The organism is Streptomyces bohaiensis, assembly GCF_012033785.1.
GTDB classification, from domain to species: domain Bacteria; phylum Actinomycetota; class Actinomycetes; order Streptomycetales; family Streptomycetaceae; genus Streptomyces; species Streptomyces bohaiensis.
In genome coordinates this window covers 1-14,896 of sequence record NZ_JAAVJC010000069.1, presented here as the reverse complement: position 1 = coordinate 14,896, position 14,896 = coordinate 1, and the positions used below count along the sequence as shown (strand labels likewise).

Below are 14,896 nucleotides of genomic sequence, written 5' to 3'. Positions count from 1 at the left end.
GTGTCGGAGCGGGGCGCGCCCCGCTCCGACACCCGGCGCCTCGGGAATGAAAAGCGGGCCCCGACCCGCTGTCACCACCGGGCCGGCCCGGAAGCGCCGACCCGGGACACGAGCTTTCGAGGAGCGGGACCATGGGCTACGAGGTCGAGAAGACCGACGCGCAGTGGCGCGAGGAGCTGACCGACGAGGAGTACCGCGTACTGCGGCAGGCGGGCACCGAGCAGGCGTTCACCGGCGAGTACACGGACACCACCCGTGTCGGCGTCTACAACTGCCGCGGCTGCGGCACCGAACTCTTCCGTTCGGGCACCAAGTTCGAGAGCCACTGCGGTTGGCCCTCGTTCTACGACCCGGCGGACAGCGACGCGGTCGAGACGCGCCCCGACCACTCCATCCCCGGGCGGCCGCGCACCGAGGTGCTCTGCGCCACCTGCGGCTCCCACCTCGGCCACGTCTTCGAGGGCGAGGGGTACGGGACCCCCACCGACCTGCGGTACTGCATCAACTCGATCGCCGTCCGACTCGAGCCCGAGGACGGCGGCACCCCGGCGGCGTCCTGACCGCGGTGGACGCTCCGACCGACCCGCTGTCCGTCCTGGTGGTCCAACACGGACCGCAGGGCGGGCCGCGACGTGTCGGCGGATGGCTGACCGAGGCCGGCCTGGAGCTGCGGGTGGTGCACGGGTACACCGGCCAGGAGGTCCCGGAGCGCCCCGACGGCCACGCGGCGGTGCTGGTGCTGGGCGGCGGTTACCTCCCGGACGACGACCGGCGCGCCCCGTGGCTGGCTCCCACCCGCCGCCTGGTCCGGGCCGCCCTCGACACGGGCGTGCCGGTGCTGGGGATCTGCCTCGGCGGCCAGCTCCTGGCGCACGTCGCGGGCGGCACCGTGGCGGCGAACAGCGGCGCACCCGAGTTCGGTGCCACAGCGCTCACCCTGCGCCCCGAGGCCGCGGACGACCCGCTGTTCCACGGCCTGCCCGGGGAGGTGACCGCGATCGAGCGCCACGTCGACCGGGTCACCGTGCTGCCGCCCGGTGCCCGCTGGCTGGCGGAGAGCCGGCTCTGCCCCCACCAGGCGTTCCGCGTCGGGGACCGAGCCTGGGGCACCCAGTTCCACCCGGAGGTCGCCGCCGCCCGGTTGGCGGAATGGGACCCGGAGCCGCTGCGCAGCAGGGGGCTGGACCCGGTCGACCTGGCCCGCCGCGCCGCGGCGGCGGAACCGGCGGCCGAGGCCGTCTGGCGGACGGTGACGCGCCGGTTCGCGCAGGTCGTCGCCGACACCGCGGGCCGCGGCAGCGGCGAGGGGTGACCCGACGCCGATCCCGGCGCAGCGCTCACTCGGCGGTCAACCGCAGGACCGCCACCGAGCGGGCGGGCAGCCGGACCCCGTCGGCACCCGGCGGCGCGACCTCGCCGTCGGCCGCGTGCCCGGCGAGCAGCTTGCACCGGCCGGGTGGCAGCGTCGCCGTCGCCGGGGCGCCGGAGAGGTTGACCGCGACCACCAGCGACCCCGAGCGGACCACCAGCAGCCCCCGCTCCTCGTCGGCCGAGGCGTCCACCTCACCCAGCGTCAGCCCCGTCGGCAGGTGCGCGCCGCGCAGCGCGATCAGGGTGCGGTGCCACTGCCAGAGCTCGTCGTCGGGGAGGTGGGCCGGCCAGCGCAGCACCGACCGGTCGCGGGTGGCCGGGTCCTGCGGGTCGGGCACCTCGCCGGGCTCCCAGCCGTGGGCGGCGAACTCCCTGCGGCGCCCCTCGCGGACGGCCGCCGCCAGCTCGGGGTCGGGGTGGTCGGTGAAGTACTGCCAGGGGGTGTCCGCCCCCCACTCCTCACCCATGAAGAGCATCGGGGTGAACGGGCCGCACAGCACCAGCGCGGCGGCGCAGAACAACAGGGACCGGTCCACACCGGCGGCCAGCCGGTCACCGAGCGCGCGGTTGCCCACCTGGTCGTGGGTCTGGGCGTAGCCCACCAGCCGGGCGGCGGGCAGCTCCGGCCGCAGGGGCGCGCCGTGGTGCCGCCCGCGGAACGTCGACCAGCCGCCGTCGTGGAAGAAGCCCCGGGTGCAGGTCCCGGCGAGCGCGGTGAGCGGGGCGCGCGCGAAGTCGGCGTAGTAGCCCTGGTCCTCCCCGGTGAGGGCGGTGTGCAGGCAGTGGTGGAAGTCGTCGTTCCACTGCGCGTGCAGCCCGTGGCCGTGGGCACCGCGCGGCGCCGTGGTGCGGGGGTCGTTGAGGTCGGACTCGGCGATGAGGAAGAGCGGCCGGCCGGTGGCCTGCGCGAGGGCGTCCACCGAGGCCGACAACTCGGCCAGGAAGTGGCGCGCGCGGGTGTCCGAGAGCGCGTGCACCGCGTCCAACCGCAGGCCGTCGAGACGGTGGTCCCGCAGCAGCGCCAGCGCGCTGCCGGCGAAGTAGGCGCGGACCTCGTCGCTGCCGGGGCCGTCGAGGTTGACCGCGTCGCCCCACGGGGTGCGGGTGCGGTCGGTGAAGTACGGGCCGAACTCGGCGAGGAAGTTGCCGGAGGGGCCGAGGTGGTTGTGGACCACGTCGAGGACCACTCCGAGACCCGCGCCGTGCGCGGCGTCGACGAACCGCTGCAACGCCGCCGGGCCGCCGTACGGTTCGTGGACCGCCCAGGGGGCGACGCCGTCGTACCCCCAGCCGTGACGGCCCGGGAAGGGGGAGAGCGGCATCAGCTCGACGTGGCTGATGCCGAGGTCGGCCAGCAGCGGAAGCCGGCTCGCGGCGGCGTCCAGGGTCCCCGCCTCCGTGAAGGTGCCCACGTGGAGTTCGTACAGCACGGCGCCGGGCAGCCCGCGCCCCTTCCAGGGATGGAGCCAGCGGTGGACGGCGGGGTCCGCCACCGCGGCGAGCCCGCCCGGCCCGTCCGGGAGCCGTCGGGCGCGGGGATCGGGTCGGACCGGCCCGCCGTCGAGTCGGAAACCGTACCGGGCGCCGTCGGCCGCGTCGGCGGCGGTGCGCCACCACCCGGGGCGTGCCGGGTCGGGTGCCATGGCCTGGGTCGCGTCGTCCAGCTGGAGCGCGACCGCGCGTGCGTGGGGTGCCCACACCTCGAAGAGCATGTGCACCATGGTCGGCCCCCGGCCCGCCGAGGACCAGACCATCGCCCCGGCGTGTGGCGGGCCCCGCACCCGTTCCGTGCGCCCGGCGGAGCCGGTCGGCGGCGACGGTGCCTTCGCACGGGTGGGGCCGGCGGGGCGGCCTGTTACAGAACTGTCGCGGCCCACCGGCCGGTTCGTCTCCTGACCTGCCAGAGAATGATCGGCATGACCACCGCCGATGAGACCGCGGCTCTGGCCGTGCAGGACGCCGACCGGGTGCAGGCCCTGACCGCGCTGCGGGAGGGCGTCGCCCAGCGAAAGGTGTCCCCCGAGACCTTCCAGCGCCGCATGGAGATCGTGGTGACCGCCGAGGAGGTCTCGCAGCTCTTCGCCGCCACCGCCGACCTGGCGCAGCGTCGGCCCCGCGGCCGCGTCGTCCGCACCGTCGGCCGGGCCTCCGCCTTCCACCGGCGCCTGCGCCGGGCGTGGGACGCGGAGCAACTGCCGCGCCTGGTGCTGCCCGCCCCCGGCCGCCACCCCATCTCGGTCGGCCGCGCTCCGGGTTCGGTGCTGCGGATCAGCGACGCCTCGGTCAGCAGGTTCCACGCGCAGCTCAAGGGCGTCGGGGAGACCTGGACCGTGCGCGACATCGGGTCGGCCAACGGCACCTGGGTCAACGGGGCACGCGTGATGGGCGCCGCCCCGGTCGGCCCCGGTGACACGCTGCGCTTCGGCAGCGTCGGCTACCTCGTCGCCGAGCCGGGTGCCGGCGCCGTCGAGCGATGAGGCCCGTCCCGCCGAGGGCGGCGGGACGGGCCCCCGGCGTCAGCGGCCGGACCAGCCGCCGAGCAGCGCGCCGACCGCCTGGCCGGCTTCGCTGAGCGCGCTGCCGGGGCCGAACCAGTCGGCCGTGGAGTTCACCGGCGTCGCGCTGTGCGCCGCGTGGGACGCCGAGGCGTGTGCCGCGTGCGAACCGTGGTGGTCGTGGTCGCCGAGGTCGGGCACGGCGGAGTGGGCCTCGGCCACCTCCGCGGAGGCGCCGGTGCTGCCGCCCGGCACGGTGACCTCGCCGTTCCCGCCGTCGAAGACGACGTCGGAGCAGCTGTAGAACGTCTCCGGGCTGTCGGACCGCTCCCACACCGTGTAGATGACGTGGCGGCCCGTCTTGTCGGCGGGCAGCGTGGAGGTCCAGTAGTACTCGTCGTTGATCGACCCCACGCCGGTCCACGGCGGGTCGTCGACGGAGGCGAACGGCTCGTCCTCCATGTCGTTCCAGGTCAGCGGCTGCGAGGGGTCGAAGCCGTCCTTGGTGACGTACATGTGGAAGCTGCCCGGGTGGTGCGCCCAGACGTTGTAGCTGAAGCGGTACTGGTCGCCCGCCGTGACGTGGGTGTAGGGCCAGTCGTTGCGCGGCAGGTCGAAGCCCGAGAAGTCGAAGGCGCCCGAGCCGCCGCTGCACAGCTGCCCGTCGGGGATGAACCCGTCCGTGCGGCCCTGGCCGTTGGACTGCAGCACCGCGAACCAGTTGTAGTACGCGTTGGCGCCGCCCTGGGCCAGCGCGGCGGCGCACGCCGGGTTGTTCGGTTTGATCTGTCCCGTGTGGTCGATGCTGTGGACGTAGCAGAGGTAGGTGCGGCTGCCCGGATCCATCGGGGCGCCGTGGGCGGCGGCCGAGCCGCCGGTCATCATCACCATCGCCATCGCGGGGAGGGCGGCGGTGGCGGCGAGCAGGGCGGTCTTCCTCAGCGGGCGTCGCTGCGAACGGTCCTTCATGGCGGACGCGTCCCTTCGTGAGACAGCATGTGGGGGAAGAGCGCGATGGGAGCGCTCCCATGTCCCCGAAGGTAACGACCTGTTACATGCACGTAAAGACGGCGCGAGCCACGGATGTGGCGCCTCCGCCACCTTTCGGACAGCCGTGGGACGCCGTCCGTGACGGCCCGCGTCCGCGTCACCGGGGGCGGCGGTCGTATCCGGGACCGCCGCGACCGCCATCGGCCGCCCGCACGTTGGCCCGATGCCGGTGCGTGCCGGCGCCGGGCCGGCCCCCCTGAGCCCGCGGGCGCGCACCGCCCGCCACCGCGGAAATCGGTTGCGCCCGCCGTCGCCGCCCGGGTAGTCCTGTCGCTGCGCGGCCGCACGCGGCGGTCCCACGACAGGAGAGGAGGAACGAGCGATGCACTCCGCGACCCACCCGCCCGTGTCCTCCCGGGACCTCGGCCACGGCTGACCCCGGAGCGGCCGGGCGCCCGTAAGGAAACGGTGCCCACCGTGAACCAGCACGACCTGACCCTGCGTCCGATCACCGGCCGCGAGGAACTCGACCTCTTCACCCGACTCACCTACGCCCTCGACAGCGAACTCGCGGGCGACCTCGACGCCGACCGGCGCCGCCCGGCCTGGCTGTGGGTCGCCCTGCGGGGCGGAGACCTGCTGGCACGCGCCGGGTTCTGGAACCGCCCCGGCGCGGCGCACCCGCTGCTGCTCGACATCCTCGACGTGGACGACCGGCTGCCGGAGGCCGAGCGCCTCGACGTCGGCGAGCGATTGCTGCGCGCCGCGACCGCGGCCGTGGTGCCCGCCGGGGCGCAGCCGCCGGCGTGGACCCGGTTCGTCCCGGCCCACTGGCGCGAGGACCCGGCCGTCCTCGCGACCGTCACCGACCGCCGCGAGGTGGTCCGCCGCACCGGCGGGCGGCCCTTCGTGGAGCGGCTCCGACTGGAGCACACGCTCGCCGACCCGCCGCCGGGCCCGGGCGGCCGGCTCGTCTTCCGGGAGCCGCAGGGCGAGGGCGAGCTGATCGACCTGATGACGGACGTCCTGCCGGGGACGCTCGACGCCCACAGCATCGCCGACCTCAGCCGGGCCCCCGCCCGGCAGGTGGCGCTCGACCACTACGAGGAGGAGATCGCCCGCTACACCACCCCGCGGTCCTGGTGGCGGGTCGCCGCCCTGCCCGACGGCGATCCGGTCGGGTTCGTCGTGCCCGCCCACAACGGCTACAACGCGGTCATCGCCTACCTGGCGGTGCTGCCCGACCACCGCGGCCGGGGTTACGCGGAGGAGATCCTCGCGGAGGGGACCCGCGTCCTCGCCGCGCAGGGCGTCCCGCGGGTCCGGGCCGCGACCGATCTCGGCAACACCCCCATGGCCGCGGCGTTCCGCCGTGCCGGCTACCGCGAGATCGAGCGGGAGCTGGTCATGACCTGGCGGTGAGCCCCGCCCGGCACGCGGACGGGGGACGCCCGTCCGCGTGCCGGCGCTCCGGCGCCTCGGCCGTCAGTCGGCGCGGACCAGCAGCGCCACCGGCGCCGCCGCCAGAAGTGCCGCGACGGGCACGCACTCGCCGCTGTCGGCCACGCGGTGCTCCCGGCCACTCAGCCGGTCCGTCCACACGCCGGGCGGAACGGACAGCTGCGTCCCCTGCCACCCGTCGGCCGCCACGCCCCGGGCCAGCCGTGTGACGACCGTCAGCGCGCGCCCGCCCCGCGTGAAGGCCAGGCAGTGGTCGGCGGCGGGGCCGGTGGCTCCCACCGCGCGGTACTCCCCGGCGGGCCCGTACCAGTCGGGGTGGTCGCGCCGCAGCCGCAGCGCCGCCGCGGTCAGCCGCAGCTTCTCCTCCGCGAGCCCCGGCAGGCCGCCGGTGGTCTCACCGGTGGTCTCGCCGGGAGCGACCACGGACCGCAGCGCCGCCTCGGGGAACTCCACCGGGCGCCGGTTGTCGGGGTCCACCAGCGCCGGCGCCGGCACCTCCGTCCCCTGGTACAGGTCGGGGACGCCGGGCATCGTCAGGTGCAGCAGCGTCTGCGCCAGGGTGGCGGCGCGCGTCGAATCCGCCAACTCCTCGCGGAGCGCGGCGAGCAGCGGCGCGGCCGCGCCGCACGGGCCGGCCTTCACGAACTGCGCCAGCGCCCGCTCGTAGGCGGCGTCCGGTTCGGTCCAGCCGGTGTGGAGCCCCGCCTCCCGCGCCGCCTTGAGCGCGGCGCCCCCGATCCGCTCGGGGTCGGGGGCCCCCAGTCCCAGTGCGTTCTGCCAGACCACCCAGGCCAGATGGGCGTCGGGCGGGCAGGTTCCGGCGCGCTCCGCCTCCGCGGTGAGCCGGGGCAGGGTCCGTTGCCACGCGTCGGGGTGCTCGGCCAGCGCCAGCAGCACCGCGCGGACGTCGGCGCTGCGCTTGGTGTCGTGGGTGGAGAGCACCGTGCCCGAGCCGGGCCAGTCCCGCTGCCGCCGCTCGCAGAACGCGTGGAACGCCGCCGGATCGACGACAGGGGCGCCCGGCTCGCCGCCGACCTCGCACGCCGACAGCAGCGGGGTCCACCGGTAGAACGCGCGGTCCTCCACCGCCTTGGCGCGCAGCGCCGCCGAGGTCTGCGCGAAGCGGGCGCGGAAGTCCTCGCGGTCCGCGCCGGTACCCAGCCGGCCCAGGGCGAGTTCCCGCACCACGGCGACGGCACCGGCCTCCTCGGGGACCTCGAAGGCGGCCCGCGCCCGCTCGGCCGCCCCCCGCAGCAGCGCCTCGTCCGCCGGCGTGACGGGCCCCGCCGCGGGTACGTACGGCCGGTAGACGGGCAGCGCGGCGAGCAGTTCCTCGATCGCCGTCCGCAGCGCCCACGGAGCGTGGTCGCGCAGGCGCTGCGAGGGGTCCGCGGCGCAGATCCGGCTCGCGGTCCGGGTGAGCCGGGCCACCTCCGCCGCGAGGTCGTGGCGCACGGTGCGGTCGGTGGCGCGCCGGACGGTCGCCTGCCAGTCCCCGCCCCGGTCCGGTTCGGCGCCCGTCCAGGTGCGGTAGTGCTCGGTCAGCCGGTCCAGGCCGGCGCCGTCGGTCAGCACGCCGTCGATGTGGTGCAGCGCGTCGTAGCCGGTGGTGCCGGCCACCCGCCAGTCCAGCGGGAGTTGCTCGCCGGCTGCCAGGATCTTCTCGGCCACCGTCCAGACGCCGCCCGACCGCTCGGCGAGCCGGCGGAAGTACCCGGCCGGGTCCGCCAGCCCGTCGGGATGGTCGACCCGCAGTCCCCCGAGGACGCCTTCCGCCACCAGCCGCAGCACCGTGCGGTGGGTCGCTTCGAAGACCTCGGGATCCTCCACGCGCAGCGCGATCAGCTCGTTCACGGTGAAGAAGCGGCGGTAGTTGAGCTCGGTGCGCGCCAGCCGCCACCAGGCGAGCCGGTAGTGCTGGGCTTCAAGCAACCGGGGGAGCGGCAGCTCGGCGGTGCCCTCGCGCAGCGGCAGCCGAAGGTGGTCGCCGAGCCGGAGCTCGCCGTCGGCGACACGCAGCGAGGACAGCTCCTCCCCGACCGGCCCGCCCAGTACCGGCAGCAGCAGTCGACCACCGCCCGCCTCCCAGTCGATGTCGAACCACCGGGCGTGGCGCGACCCGCGGCCGTGCAGCAGGACGTCCCACAGCGGGTCGCCGGGGGAGGCCGGCGAGGGCACGGCCATGTGGTTGGGGACCAGGTCGGCGACCAGCCCCAGCCCGTGGGCGGCGGCGGTGCGGGCCAGCGACCGCAGGGCCTCCTCCCCGCCGAGCTCGGGGCGCACCCGGTCGTGGCGGGTGACGTCGTATCCGTGCGACGAGCCCGGGCCGGCCTCCAGGACGGGGGAGAGGTGCAGGTGCGAGACCCCCAACCGGGCCAGGTGGGGGACGAGCCGTTCCGCCGCCGGGAAGGGGAACTCCGGCCGCAGTTGCAGTCGGTAGGTGGCGGTGGGAACCGCCGGGGGCTGCGCGGGGCGGGCGCCGGGTGCCGGCGCCGCGGAGGTCGGGGACATGTCGTGAGCCGCCTTTCGCGGGATGGGGGAGGGCGCGTCGGTGCGGGCGGCGCGAGGCGGGACGGGATGGGGCGAGGGCAGGCGGGTGGAACCGGAGGTACGCCGAACGGAGTTCAGGGGCGCGGGCTCCCCGGCGCGTGTCGGTCGCTCCGCTCCCGCGCACGGGCTGCGGTCCGAGCCGCGGCCGCAGTAGGCTTTCTTGATCCATCGGATGCTGACGAAGGCGGTGCGGACGGGTGGGAGCTTCGGGGCGTGAGCTCCCGCCGGGCGGCGGGGCGGGCACCCCGGGCGTGGTGTCGGCCACCGCGATGCCGCTGCCCCGCCCGGTGGAGATCGGCGCCGACCTCAGCTGGAGTGCGGAGGACTGGGCCGAGGTCCGGGTGCGCGTGGAGCGCGCCGGCCGCGCCTACGTCTGGCTGAACCTCGTGGAGCAGCGGCTGCGCGCCGTGGTCGGCGCCGTCCTGCGGCCGGTCTACGAACCGGTGCACGGCGAGGAGTGGGAGATCGCGGCGGCCGGGCCGACCGGCCAGGAGTGGGTGCAGCGGGCGGCCGCCCTGCGGGAGGTCAGCCGCCGCAAGGGGCATGTGCTGGACCCGGCCGACGACACCGTGCTGGCGTTCCTGACCCTTCCGCAGCTGCGGGAGCTGGTCGTCCAGCACTGGCCGTGCTTCTCGCCGTACCTGGAGAGCCGGCGCGAGCTGGAGCTCACCCTGGACGAGCTGGAGTCCGCACGCAGCGCGGTGGCGCGCAACCGCGGCCTCAGCGCGCACGTGCTGGACCAGGCGGAGCGCGGCTGTGCACGGCTGCTGCGGATGCTCGCCGCCACGGGGACGGAACGGCCGGCGGACCGGCTGCCGGCCGACGCCGTGGAACAGCTCGTGGGCGACCGGTTCAGCGATGTGGCGGCGGTCCACGCCGACCGGGCGCGGCTCCAGCGCCGGGTCCCGCCGGAGGAGTTGTTCGCCGGAGCGCGGCGGCTGGACGCCGTCGGCACCGGGCTGGGGCTGCTGGTGCAGAACTACCCCGGCCGGCGGTTGCAGCGCCTCGCGGACTCGGGGTGCCGGATCCGGCTGCTCTTCCTCAACCCGGCCGGCGGCACCATGCGGCGCCGGGAGCGTGAGCTGGGGCTGAAGCGGGGAGAGCTGAGCCGGGCGGTGGAGACCAGCATCCTTCATGTACGCAGAGTACGCAGTCGGGTGCGGGATGCGAAGGCTTTCCGTATTCAGGTGTTCGACGAGATCCCCCGGTTCAGTGCTTATTTCGTGGACTCCGACGGTCCCGACGGGGTGGCCGTGGTTCAGCCGTACCTGGGGCGCAGCAGGGGGATGGAGTCGCCGGCCCTGGTGCTCCGGCGCGCCCCGCGCGAGGCCGCGGCAGGGCTCGTGGCGGGCGGCGAGAGACCCGAACCCGGCCTGTACGACACCTATATGGAGGACTTCGAGGGGCTGTGGGAGGAATCGCGGCCGGTGTCCTGAGGGCGGGGTCCGCGGGACGGGTGGGGCGCAGCAGTTCCAGCAGGTGGGCGCGGGCGAGGCAACCCGTGACCCGCACTTGCCATTTGGGTGGCCGCCTCATACCGTCGGCCGGGCCCGCTCGCCCCCCGGAAGCAGACGATGCGCCAAGACATCCCCCCTATGACGTCCGTTCGCCAGATCACGCAGAAGAAGCGTGACGCCTGGTGGACCGTACTGCTCGTGGACCCCGTCGCCACACCGCTGGTCCGCTGGACCGCCGTCTGGACGCGGTTCACGCCCAACCAGATCACCTGGATGGCGCTCTTCCTCGGCCTCGGAGCCGCCGCCTGTTTCGCCATGGGCAGCTGGACCTGGCTGCTGGCCGGTGCGCTGCTTTACCACCTGAGCTTCGTCCTGGACTGCATGGACGGCAAGCTCGCCCGGCTCACCGGCACCGGTTCGGTCTTCGGGGCCTGGCTGGACTACGTCTTCGACCGGATCCGCGTACTGGCCTGCGCCGTCGCCCTGATGGGCGGCCAGTACGCCCGCACCGGTGAGGTCGTGTACATCTGGCTCGCGCTGGCCGTGGTCTTCCTCGACATGCTGCGGTACATCGACGCGTTGCAGATCTTCAAGGTCCGCCACGAGATGCGCAAGCAGATCAAGGCCCGTGCGGAGCGGGCCGCCGCGGCCGACAACGCCATAGAGCTCGCCTTCATGGAGGACCTGCTCCGCGACAACCCCGAGGCGGACACCGAACTGGACGACGCGCAGCGACGCGGCGCCCGTACGGGTGAGGTCCCCCGGGTCGCGGCCGACGCCGCCACCCCCGAGGCACCCGACGTCGCGGCGGGAGTCCCGGCCCAGCGCGCCGCGCGGTCCCGCGCCGACCGCTCCGTGGTCGACCTGCACCGCGAGTTCCGGAGCAGGTTCCCCTGGTACCTGCGCGCCCGGTCGTTCCTGCTGCGGCACCGCGTCAGGACGCACTTGGTCAGCGGCATCGAGTTCCAGATGGCGGTCTTCATCGTCGCGCCGCTGTTCAACGCGATCATCCCGGTGACCATCGCGGCCGGCGCCCTGCTGCTGGTCTTCGAGCTCGCCATCATCTACAAGCTGCAGCTGTCCACCCGGGACTTCGCGCGGACGATAGCGGATTTCGACGCACAGGAGCGACAGCGGCTCTCCCGCGAGGAGCAGGAGGGCGGCGACCTCTCCCCGGAGCAGGCGTCGGCCGCGGCCCGCGCACAGGAGGAGGCGGGCTCCCGCTGAGGGGTCCACCGTCGTCCGCGGTGGCGCGGTCGGGGTCCCCGGCCGCGCCACCGCGCCGTCGGGGCCCGTCGCGCCGTTGCCGCAGGCCCCCGCGGCCGACGGCTAGGGTGCGCGCATGAGCGAAGCGACCGTCCGTGTCCTGCTGCTGCGCGGCGTCAACGTCGGTGGCAGCCGCACCGTGCCCATGGCCGAGCTGCGGACCGCGCTCGAAGCGGCGGGGCACCGGCACGTCCGGACGCTGCTGCAGAGCGGCAATGCCGTCCTCGCCACCGAGCCGGGTCCGTCCGACGCGGTCGCCGCCGCCGTCGCGGTCACGCTCCGCGAGACCTTCGGCTTCCCGACGGACCTCCTCGTGCTGGACCTCGCGGCCCTCCGCGAGGTCGTGGCGCGCTGCCCGTTCCCGGCCCGGGAGCTCGACCCGACCCAGCTGCACGTCGTCTTCCTCGACCGGCCGGCGCGCGACCATCCGCTGGCAGAAGCCGACCCGGGCCGCTTCGCCCCCGACGAGCTGCGACTCGGCGAGCGCGAGCTCTACGTCCGCTACCCGCACGGTTCCGGCCGCAGCCGGCTCGCCCGCGCGCTGTCCGCCCCGCTCCCCGGCGGGATCGCCACCGCGCGGAACTGGCGCACCGTCACCCGACTGCTGGAGCTCGCGGAGTCCACCCCCGCCGCGTGACGCCACCGGAACGCCCCCGCCGTACCGGCCCGTCGGTGCAGGGGACGTCCGGGCGTTCGCGCACAGCGATTCCGCTCTCCGCCGAGCCGCCCCCGCCGACCCCTCGGAGCGGGCACGGTGGACGGTATGAGACTGCTGATGCTGGGCGGGACCGGGTTCGTCGGCCGAACGGTGGTGGCGGAGGCGCTGCGCCGCGACTGGGAGGTCACCGCCTTCCACCGCGGGACCGTGTGCCCGACGAGCCGGGGGTCCGCGGACTGCGCGGCGACCGCGCCACCCCCGACGGCCGGGACGCCCTCGCCACCGGCACCTGGGACCTGGTCGTGGACACCTGGTCCGCGGCCCCCTCCGCGGTACGCGACACCGCCCGGCTGCTGCGGGGCAGGGTCGGCCACTACGGCTACGTCTCCTCGCGCTCGGTCTACGTCCACCCCCGCCCCGCGGGCGCGCCGACGGGCGAGGAAGCGCCCGTGGTGGCGGCCCGCCCCGACGCACCGGCCACGGCCTACGCACCCGACAAGCGGGGCGCCGAGATCGCGGTGGCCGAGGCGTTCCCCGACAGCTGTCTGCTGGCGCGCGCCGGGCTGATCCTGGGCCCCCACGAGGACATCGGCCGGTTGCCGTGGTGGCTCGCACGGATCCACCGCGGCGGGGAGGTGCTGGCCCCGGGGCCGGCCGACCTGCCCCTGCAGTACGTGGACGCCCGCGACCTCGCCCGCTGGCTGCTGGACGCCGGCGCACGCGGACTCACCGGGACGTTCGACACCGTCTCCCGCAGCGGCCACGCCACCATGGGCTCGCTGCTCGACGCGTGCGTGCGGGCCACCGGCTCGGCCGCACGCCTGCGCTGGGTCGAGCCCGCGGCGCTGCGGGCAGCCGGGGTGGAACCCTGGACCGAGCTGCCGGTGTGGCTGCCGCCCGGTGAGCTGCACACCGCGCTCCACGGCGCGGACACCCGGCGGGCGCTCGCGGCGGGGCTGAACTGCCGGCCCGTGGCGGAGACCGTCGCGGACACCTGGCGGTGGCTCTCGGCACTGCCGACGGCGCCCCTGCGCCGCGACCGTCCCCGGGTGGGTCTGGACCCCGTCCGTGAACGGGAGGTGCTGGCCGCCCTGTGACCCCCGGCCCCGCCCCCGCGCTCAGCGCGGGGGGCCCTGCCGTTCCTCGCCCTCCGGGACGCAGGCGGTGCGCCCGCCGTGACGCCAGTCGGCCGGGGCGCTCTGGAGCCGCTCGGCCAGGTCGAAGGCGTCCATCTGCTCCTGGGGCGAGCCGGGCAGGGGGTCACCGGTGATCGCGACCTGGAGGTTGGCCGCCTCCCAGTCGTCCTCGAACTCCCACCGGTCACCGGTCTGCACGAAGAGGTCCTCACCGACCCGGGTCGGCGGGGCCGCCACGTACTCCAGCACGGCCCATTCGCCCTCGTACCCGCACCGGGTCTCCTCGGCGGCCTGGCCGGGGATCACCCGCCACCCGTCGAGGGTCTGTTCCGGCGGGGTCCGCTGCTCGCCGCCGGGCGAGCCGAACACCATCCAGGCACCCATGCTGACCAGGACCGACACGGCGATACCCCGTGGTGGCCACGATCGTGAACGTTCCGCTGACGTCTCATCCGGCACCCCGGCAGGTTATCCGGTCGCGGCCGCCGGTACACAGTCGCACGGCGCCTCCCCGCCGCGCGCCGCCGACCGCGCGGGCAGGGGCGCCGCCACCCGGGCCGGTATCCGGCATGCGAGACCCCGCCGGGCGTCCTTGACGCCAACCGGGCCCGCTGCGAAGCTCGTTGCGTGAGCCAGGCTGACATTCTCTTCGTGCGGTTGCACGTCGATCTCCGCCGCCAGGCCAGCGCCCTGTGTGCCGGCCGCCGCTGAGACACGGTCAGCCGAGCCCCGCCGCTGCCACCGGGAGCACCACCCGGCGCGGCTGAGGCGCCTCCGTTGCCCCCGCTCCCCGCTCGCCCGCCCCTGACCGGGTGGCACGGCCGCTGTGCCCTGCCCCGGCAGCGGGCGGGCCGCAGGGGCGGGCGCGGGTCCTCGGGTGACCGGACCTCTCCTCCGTCCGGCGCGACGTCGCCGGCCCGCCGCCCCGTGGTCCACACGCCGGGAAGTCACCCATGACCCAGATCCTCGCCGTCTCCGGCGGCAGCTCACCCCGCTCCCGCGCCGAACTCCTCGTCCCCCATGCCGTCGAACGGCTCACCGCCGGCGGCTTCGACGCCGCCCACCTCCCCGTGCACGGCCTGCCCGCCGAGGAACTCCTGGCGGGCCGCGCCGAGTCCGCGGCCCTTCTCGGCGCGGTGGACGCCGTCGCCCTCGCCGACGGTGTCATCGTCGCCACCCCCGTGGTCCGGGGCGCCTACTCCGGCGTCCTGAAGACCTTCCTCGACCTCCTGCCGGAGGCCGCGCTCACCGGCAAGACGGTGCTCCCGCTGGCGACCGCCGGGTCGGTCAGCCAACTCCTCGCTCTCGACTACGCGCTGCGCCCGGTGATCAGTTCGCTGGGTGCCCGCCACATCGTGGGCGGCTGCCTGTTCCTCGACGACGACGTCGAGCGCTCCCCGCACGGCGGCACCCGACTGCGCGCCGCTGCCGCACAGCGGCTGCACGCCGTCGTCGACGACTTCGTCGAGTCGCTGCCCCTCCACGCGGGCGCCGGCTGACAGCCGTCGCCCG

12 protein-coding genes and 1 pseudogene are annotated in these 14,896 nt (G+C 75.6%); 9 read left to right on the top strand and 4 right to left on the bottom strand.

The annotated features are described in order from the left end of the window. Positions 1-131 precede the first annotated feature (131 nt). On the top strand, positions 132-560 hold the full coding sequence (gene msrB / locus HCN52_RS10645) for a peptide-methionine (R)-S-oxide reductase MsrB (RefSeq protein WP_168088164.1): 429 nt from the start codon (positions 132-134) through the stop codon (positions 558-560). Between the two features lie 5 nt (positions 561-565). Beyond that, complete coding sequence (locus HCN52_RS10640) at positions 566-1,312, top strand: type 1 glutamine amidotransferase (RefSeq protein WP_312876637.1); 747 nt, start codon at positions 566-568, stop codon at positions 1,310-1,312. Between the two features lie 25 nt (positions 1,313-1,337). Here the strand turns inward: HCN52_RS10640 and treZ are convergent, their stop codons facing one another. Next, positions 1,338-3,083 (bottom strand): malto-oligosyltrehalose trehalohydrolase, encoded by a 1,746-nt coding sequence (gene treZ, locus HCN52_RS10635; RefSeq protein ID WP_168088163.1) that lies wholly within the window; start codon positions 3,081-3,083, stop codon positions 1,338-1,340. A 204-nt stretch (positions 3,084-3,287) separates the two neighbouring features. Between treZ and HCN52_RS10630 the strand changes: the two genes are divergently transcribed. Then, on the top strand, positions 3,288-3,848 hold the full coding sequence (locus HCN52_RS10630) for an FHA domain-containing protein (protein ID WP_168088162.1): 561 nt from the start codon (positions 3,288-3,290) through the stop codon (positions 3,846-3,848). Positions 3,849-3,887: 39 nt separating this feature from the next. Here the strand turns inward: HCN52_RS10630 and HCN52_RS10625 are convergent, their stop codons facing one another. Beyond that, complete coding sequence (locus tag HCN52_RS10625) at positions 3,888-4,835, bottom strand: lytic polysaccharide monooxygenase auxiliary activity family 9 protein (RefSeq protein WP_168088161.1); 948 nt, start codon at positions 4,833-4,835, stop codon at positions 3,888-3,890. Between the two features lie 498 nt (positions 4,836-5,333). Here HCN52_RS10625 and HCN52_RS10620 point away from each other — a divergent pair, with 498 nt between their 5' ends. After that, entirely contained in the window at positions 5,334-6,278 is a 945-nt protein-coding gene (locus HCN52_RS10620; protein ID WP_168088160.1) for a GNAT family N-acetyltransferase, read from the top strand. 63 nt (positions 6,279-6,341) lie between these two features. On the opposite strand, the gene treY is transcribed toward HCN52_RS10620, so the two are convergent. After that, the gene (gene treY / locus HCN52_RS10615) at positions 6,342-8,828 is read right to left on the bottom strand and encodes a malto-oligosyltrehalose synthase (protein WP_168088159.1); all 2,487 of its coding nucleotides are present in this window, start codon (positions 8,826-8,828) and stop codon (positions 6,342-6,344) included. A gap of 293 nt (positions 8,829-9,121) precedes the next feature. Between treY and HCN52_RS10610 the strand changes: the two genes are divergently transcribed. The 4 genes and pseudogenes from HCN52_RS10610 to HCN52_RS10595 all read left to right on the top strand — a co-directional run bounded on the left by HCN52_RS10610 (position 9,122) and on the right by HCN52_RS10595 (position 13,345). Beyond that, a complete protein-coding gene (locus tag HCN52_RS10610) occupies positions 9,122-10,303 on the top strand; it encodes an SAV2148 family HEPN domain-containing protein (protein WP_376767114.1) in 1,182 nt (393 codons plus the stop codon). A 159-nt stretch (positions 10,304-10,462) separates the two neighbouring features. After that, on the top strand, positions 10,463-11,551 hold the full coding sequence (locus HCN52_RS10605) for a CDP-alcohol phosphatidyltransferase family protein (RefSeq protein ID WP_245175027.1): 1,089 nt from the start codon (positions 10,463-10,465) through the stop codon (positions 11,549-11,551). Positions 11,552-11,666: 115 nt separating this feature from the next. After that, entirely contained in the window at positions 11,667-12,227 is a 561-nt protein-coding gene (locus tag HCN52_RS10600; protein WP_168088157.1) for a DUF1697 domain-containing protein, read from the top strand. A 126-nt stretch (positions 12,228-12,353) separates the two neighbouring features. After that, a pseudogene (locus HCN52_RS10595) lies at positions 12,354-13,345 on the top strand (NAD-dependent epimerase/dehydratase family protein). Positions 13,346-13,366: 21 nt separating this feature from the next. Here the strand turns inward: HCN52_RS10595 and HCN52_RS10590 are convergent. Then, positions 13,367-13,786: a hypothetical protein gene (locus HCN52_RS10590; protein WP_168088156.1), complete on the bottom strand. Its 420-nt coding sequence runs from the start codon at positions 13,784-13,786 to the stop codon at positions 13,367-13,369. Positions 13,787-14,337: 551 nt separating this feature from the next. Between HCN52_RS10590 and ssuE the strand changes: the two genes are divergently transcribed. Beyond that, positions 14,338-14,883, top strand: a complete 546-nt coding sequence (gene ssuE, locus HCN52_RS10585) for an NADPH-dependent FMN reductase (protein WP_168088155.1) — start codon at positions 14,338-14,340, stop codon at positions 14,881-14,883. Positions 14,884-14,896 lie beyond the last annotated feature (13 nt).

Coding starts and splice junctions, on each gene's coding strand:
- HCN52_RS10600 (WP_168088157.1), top strand. CDS start 11,667: ATGAGCGAAGCGACCGTCCGTGTCCTGCTGCTGCGCGGCGTCAACGTC.
- HCN52_RS10630 (WP_168088162.1), top strand. CDS start 3,288: ATGACCACCGCCGATGAGACCGCGGCTCTGGCCGTGCAGGACGCCGAC.
- treZ (WP_168088163.1), bottom strand. CDS start 3,083: ATGCTCTTCGAGGTGTGGGCACCCCACGCACGCGCGGTCGCGCTCCAG.
- msrB (WP_168088164.1), top strand. CDS start 132: ATGGGCTACGAGGTCGAGAAGACCGACGCGCAGTGGCGCGAGGAGCTG.
- treY (WP_168088159.1), bottom strand. CDS start 8,828: ATGTCCCCGACCTCCGCGGCGCCGGCACCCGGCGCCCGCCCCGCGCAG.
- HCN52_RS10605 (WP_245175027.1), top strand. CDS start 10,463: ATGACGTCCGTTCGCCAGATCACGCAGAAGAAGCGTGACGCCTGGTGG.
- HCN52_RS10625 (WP_168088161.1), bottom strand. CDS start 4,835: ATGAAGGACCGTTCGCAGCGACGCCCGCTGAGGAAGACCGCCCTGCTC.
- ssuE (WP_168088155.1), top strand. CDS start 14,338: ATGACCCAGATCCTCGCCGTCTCCGGCGGCAGCTCACCCCGCTCCCGC.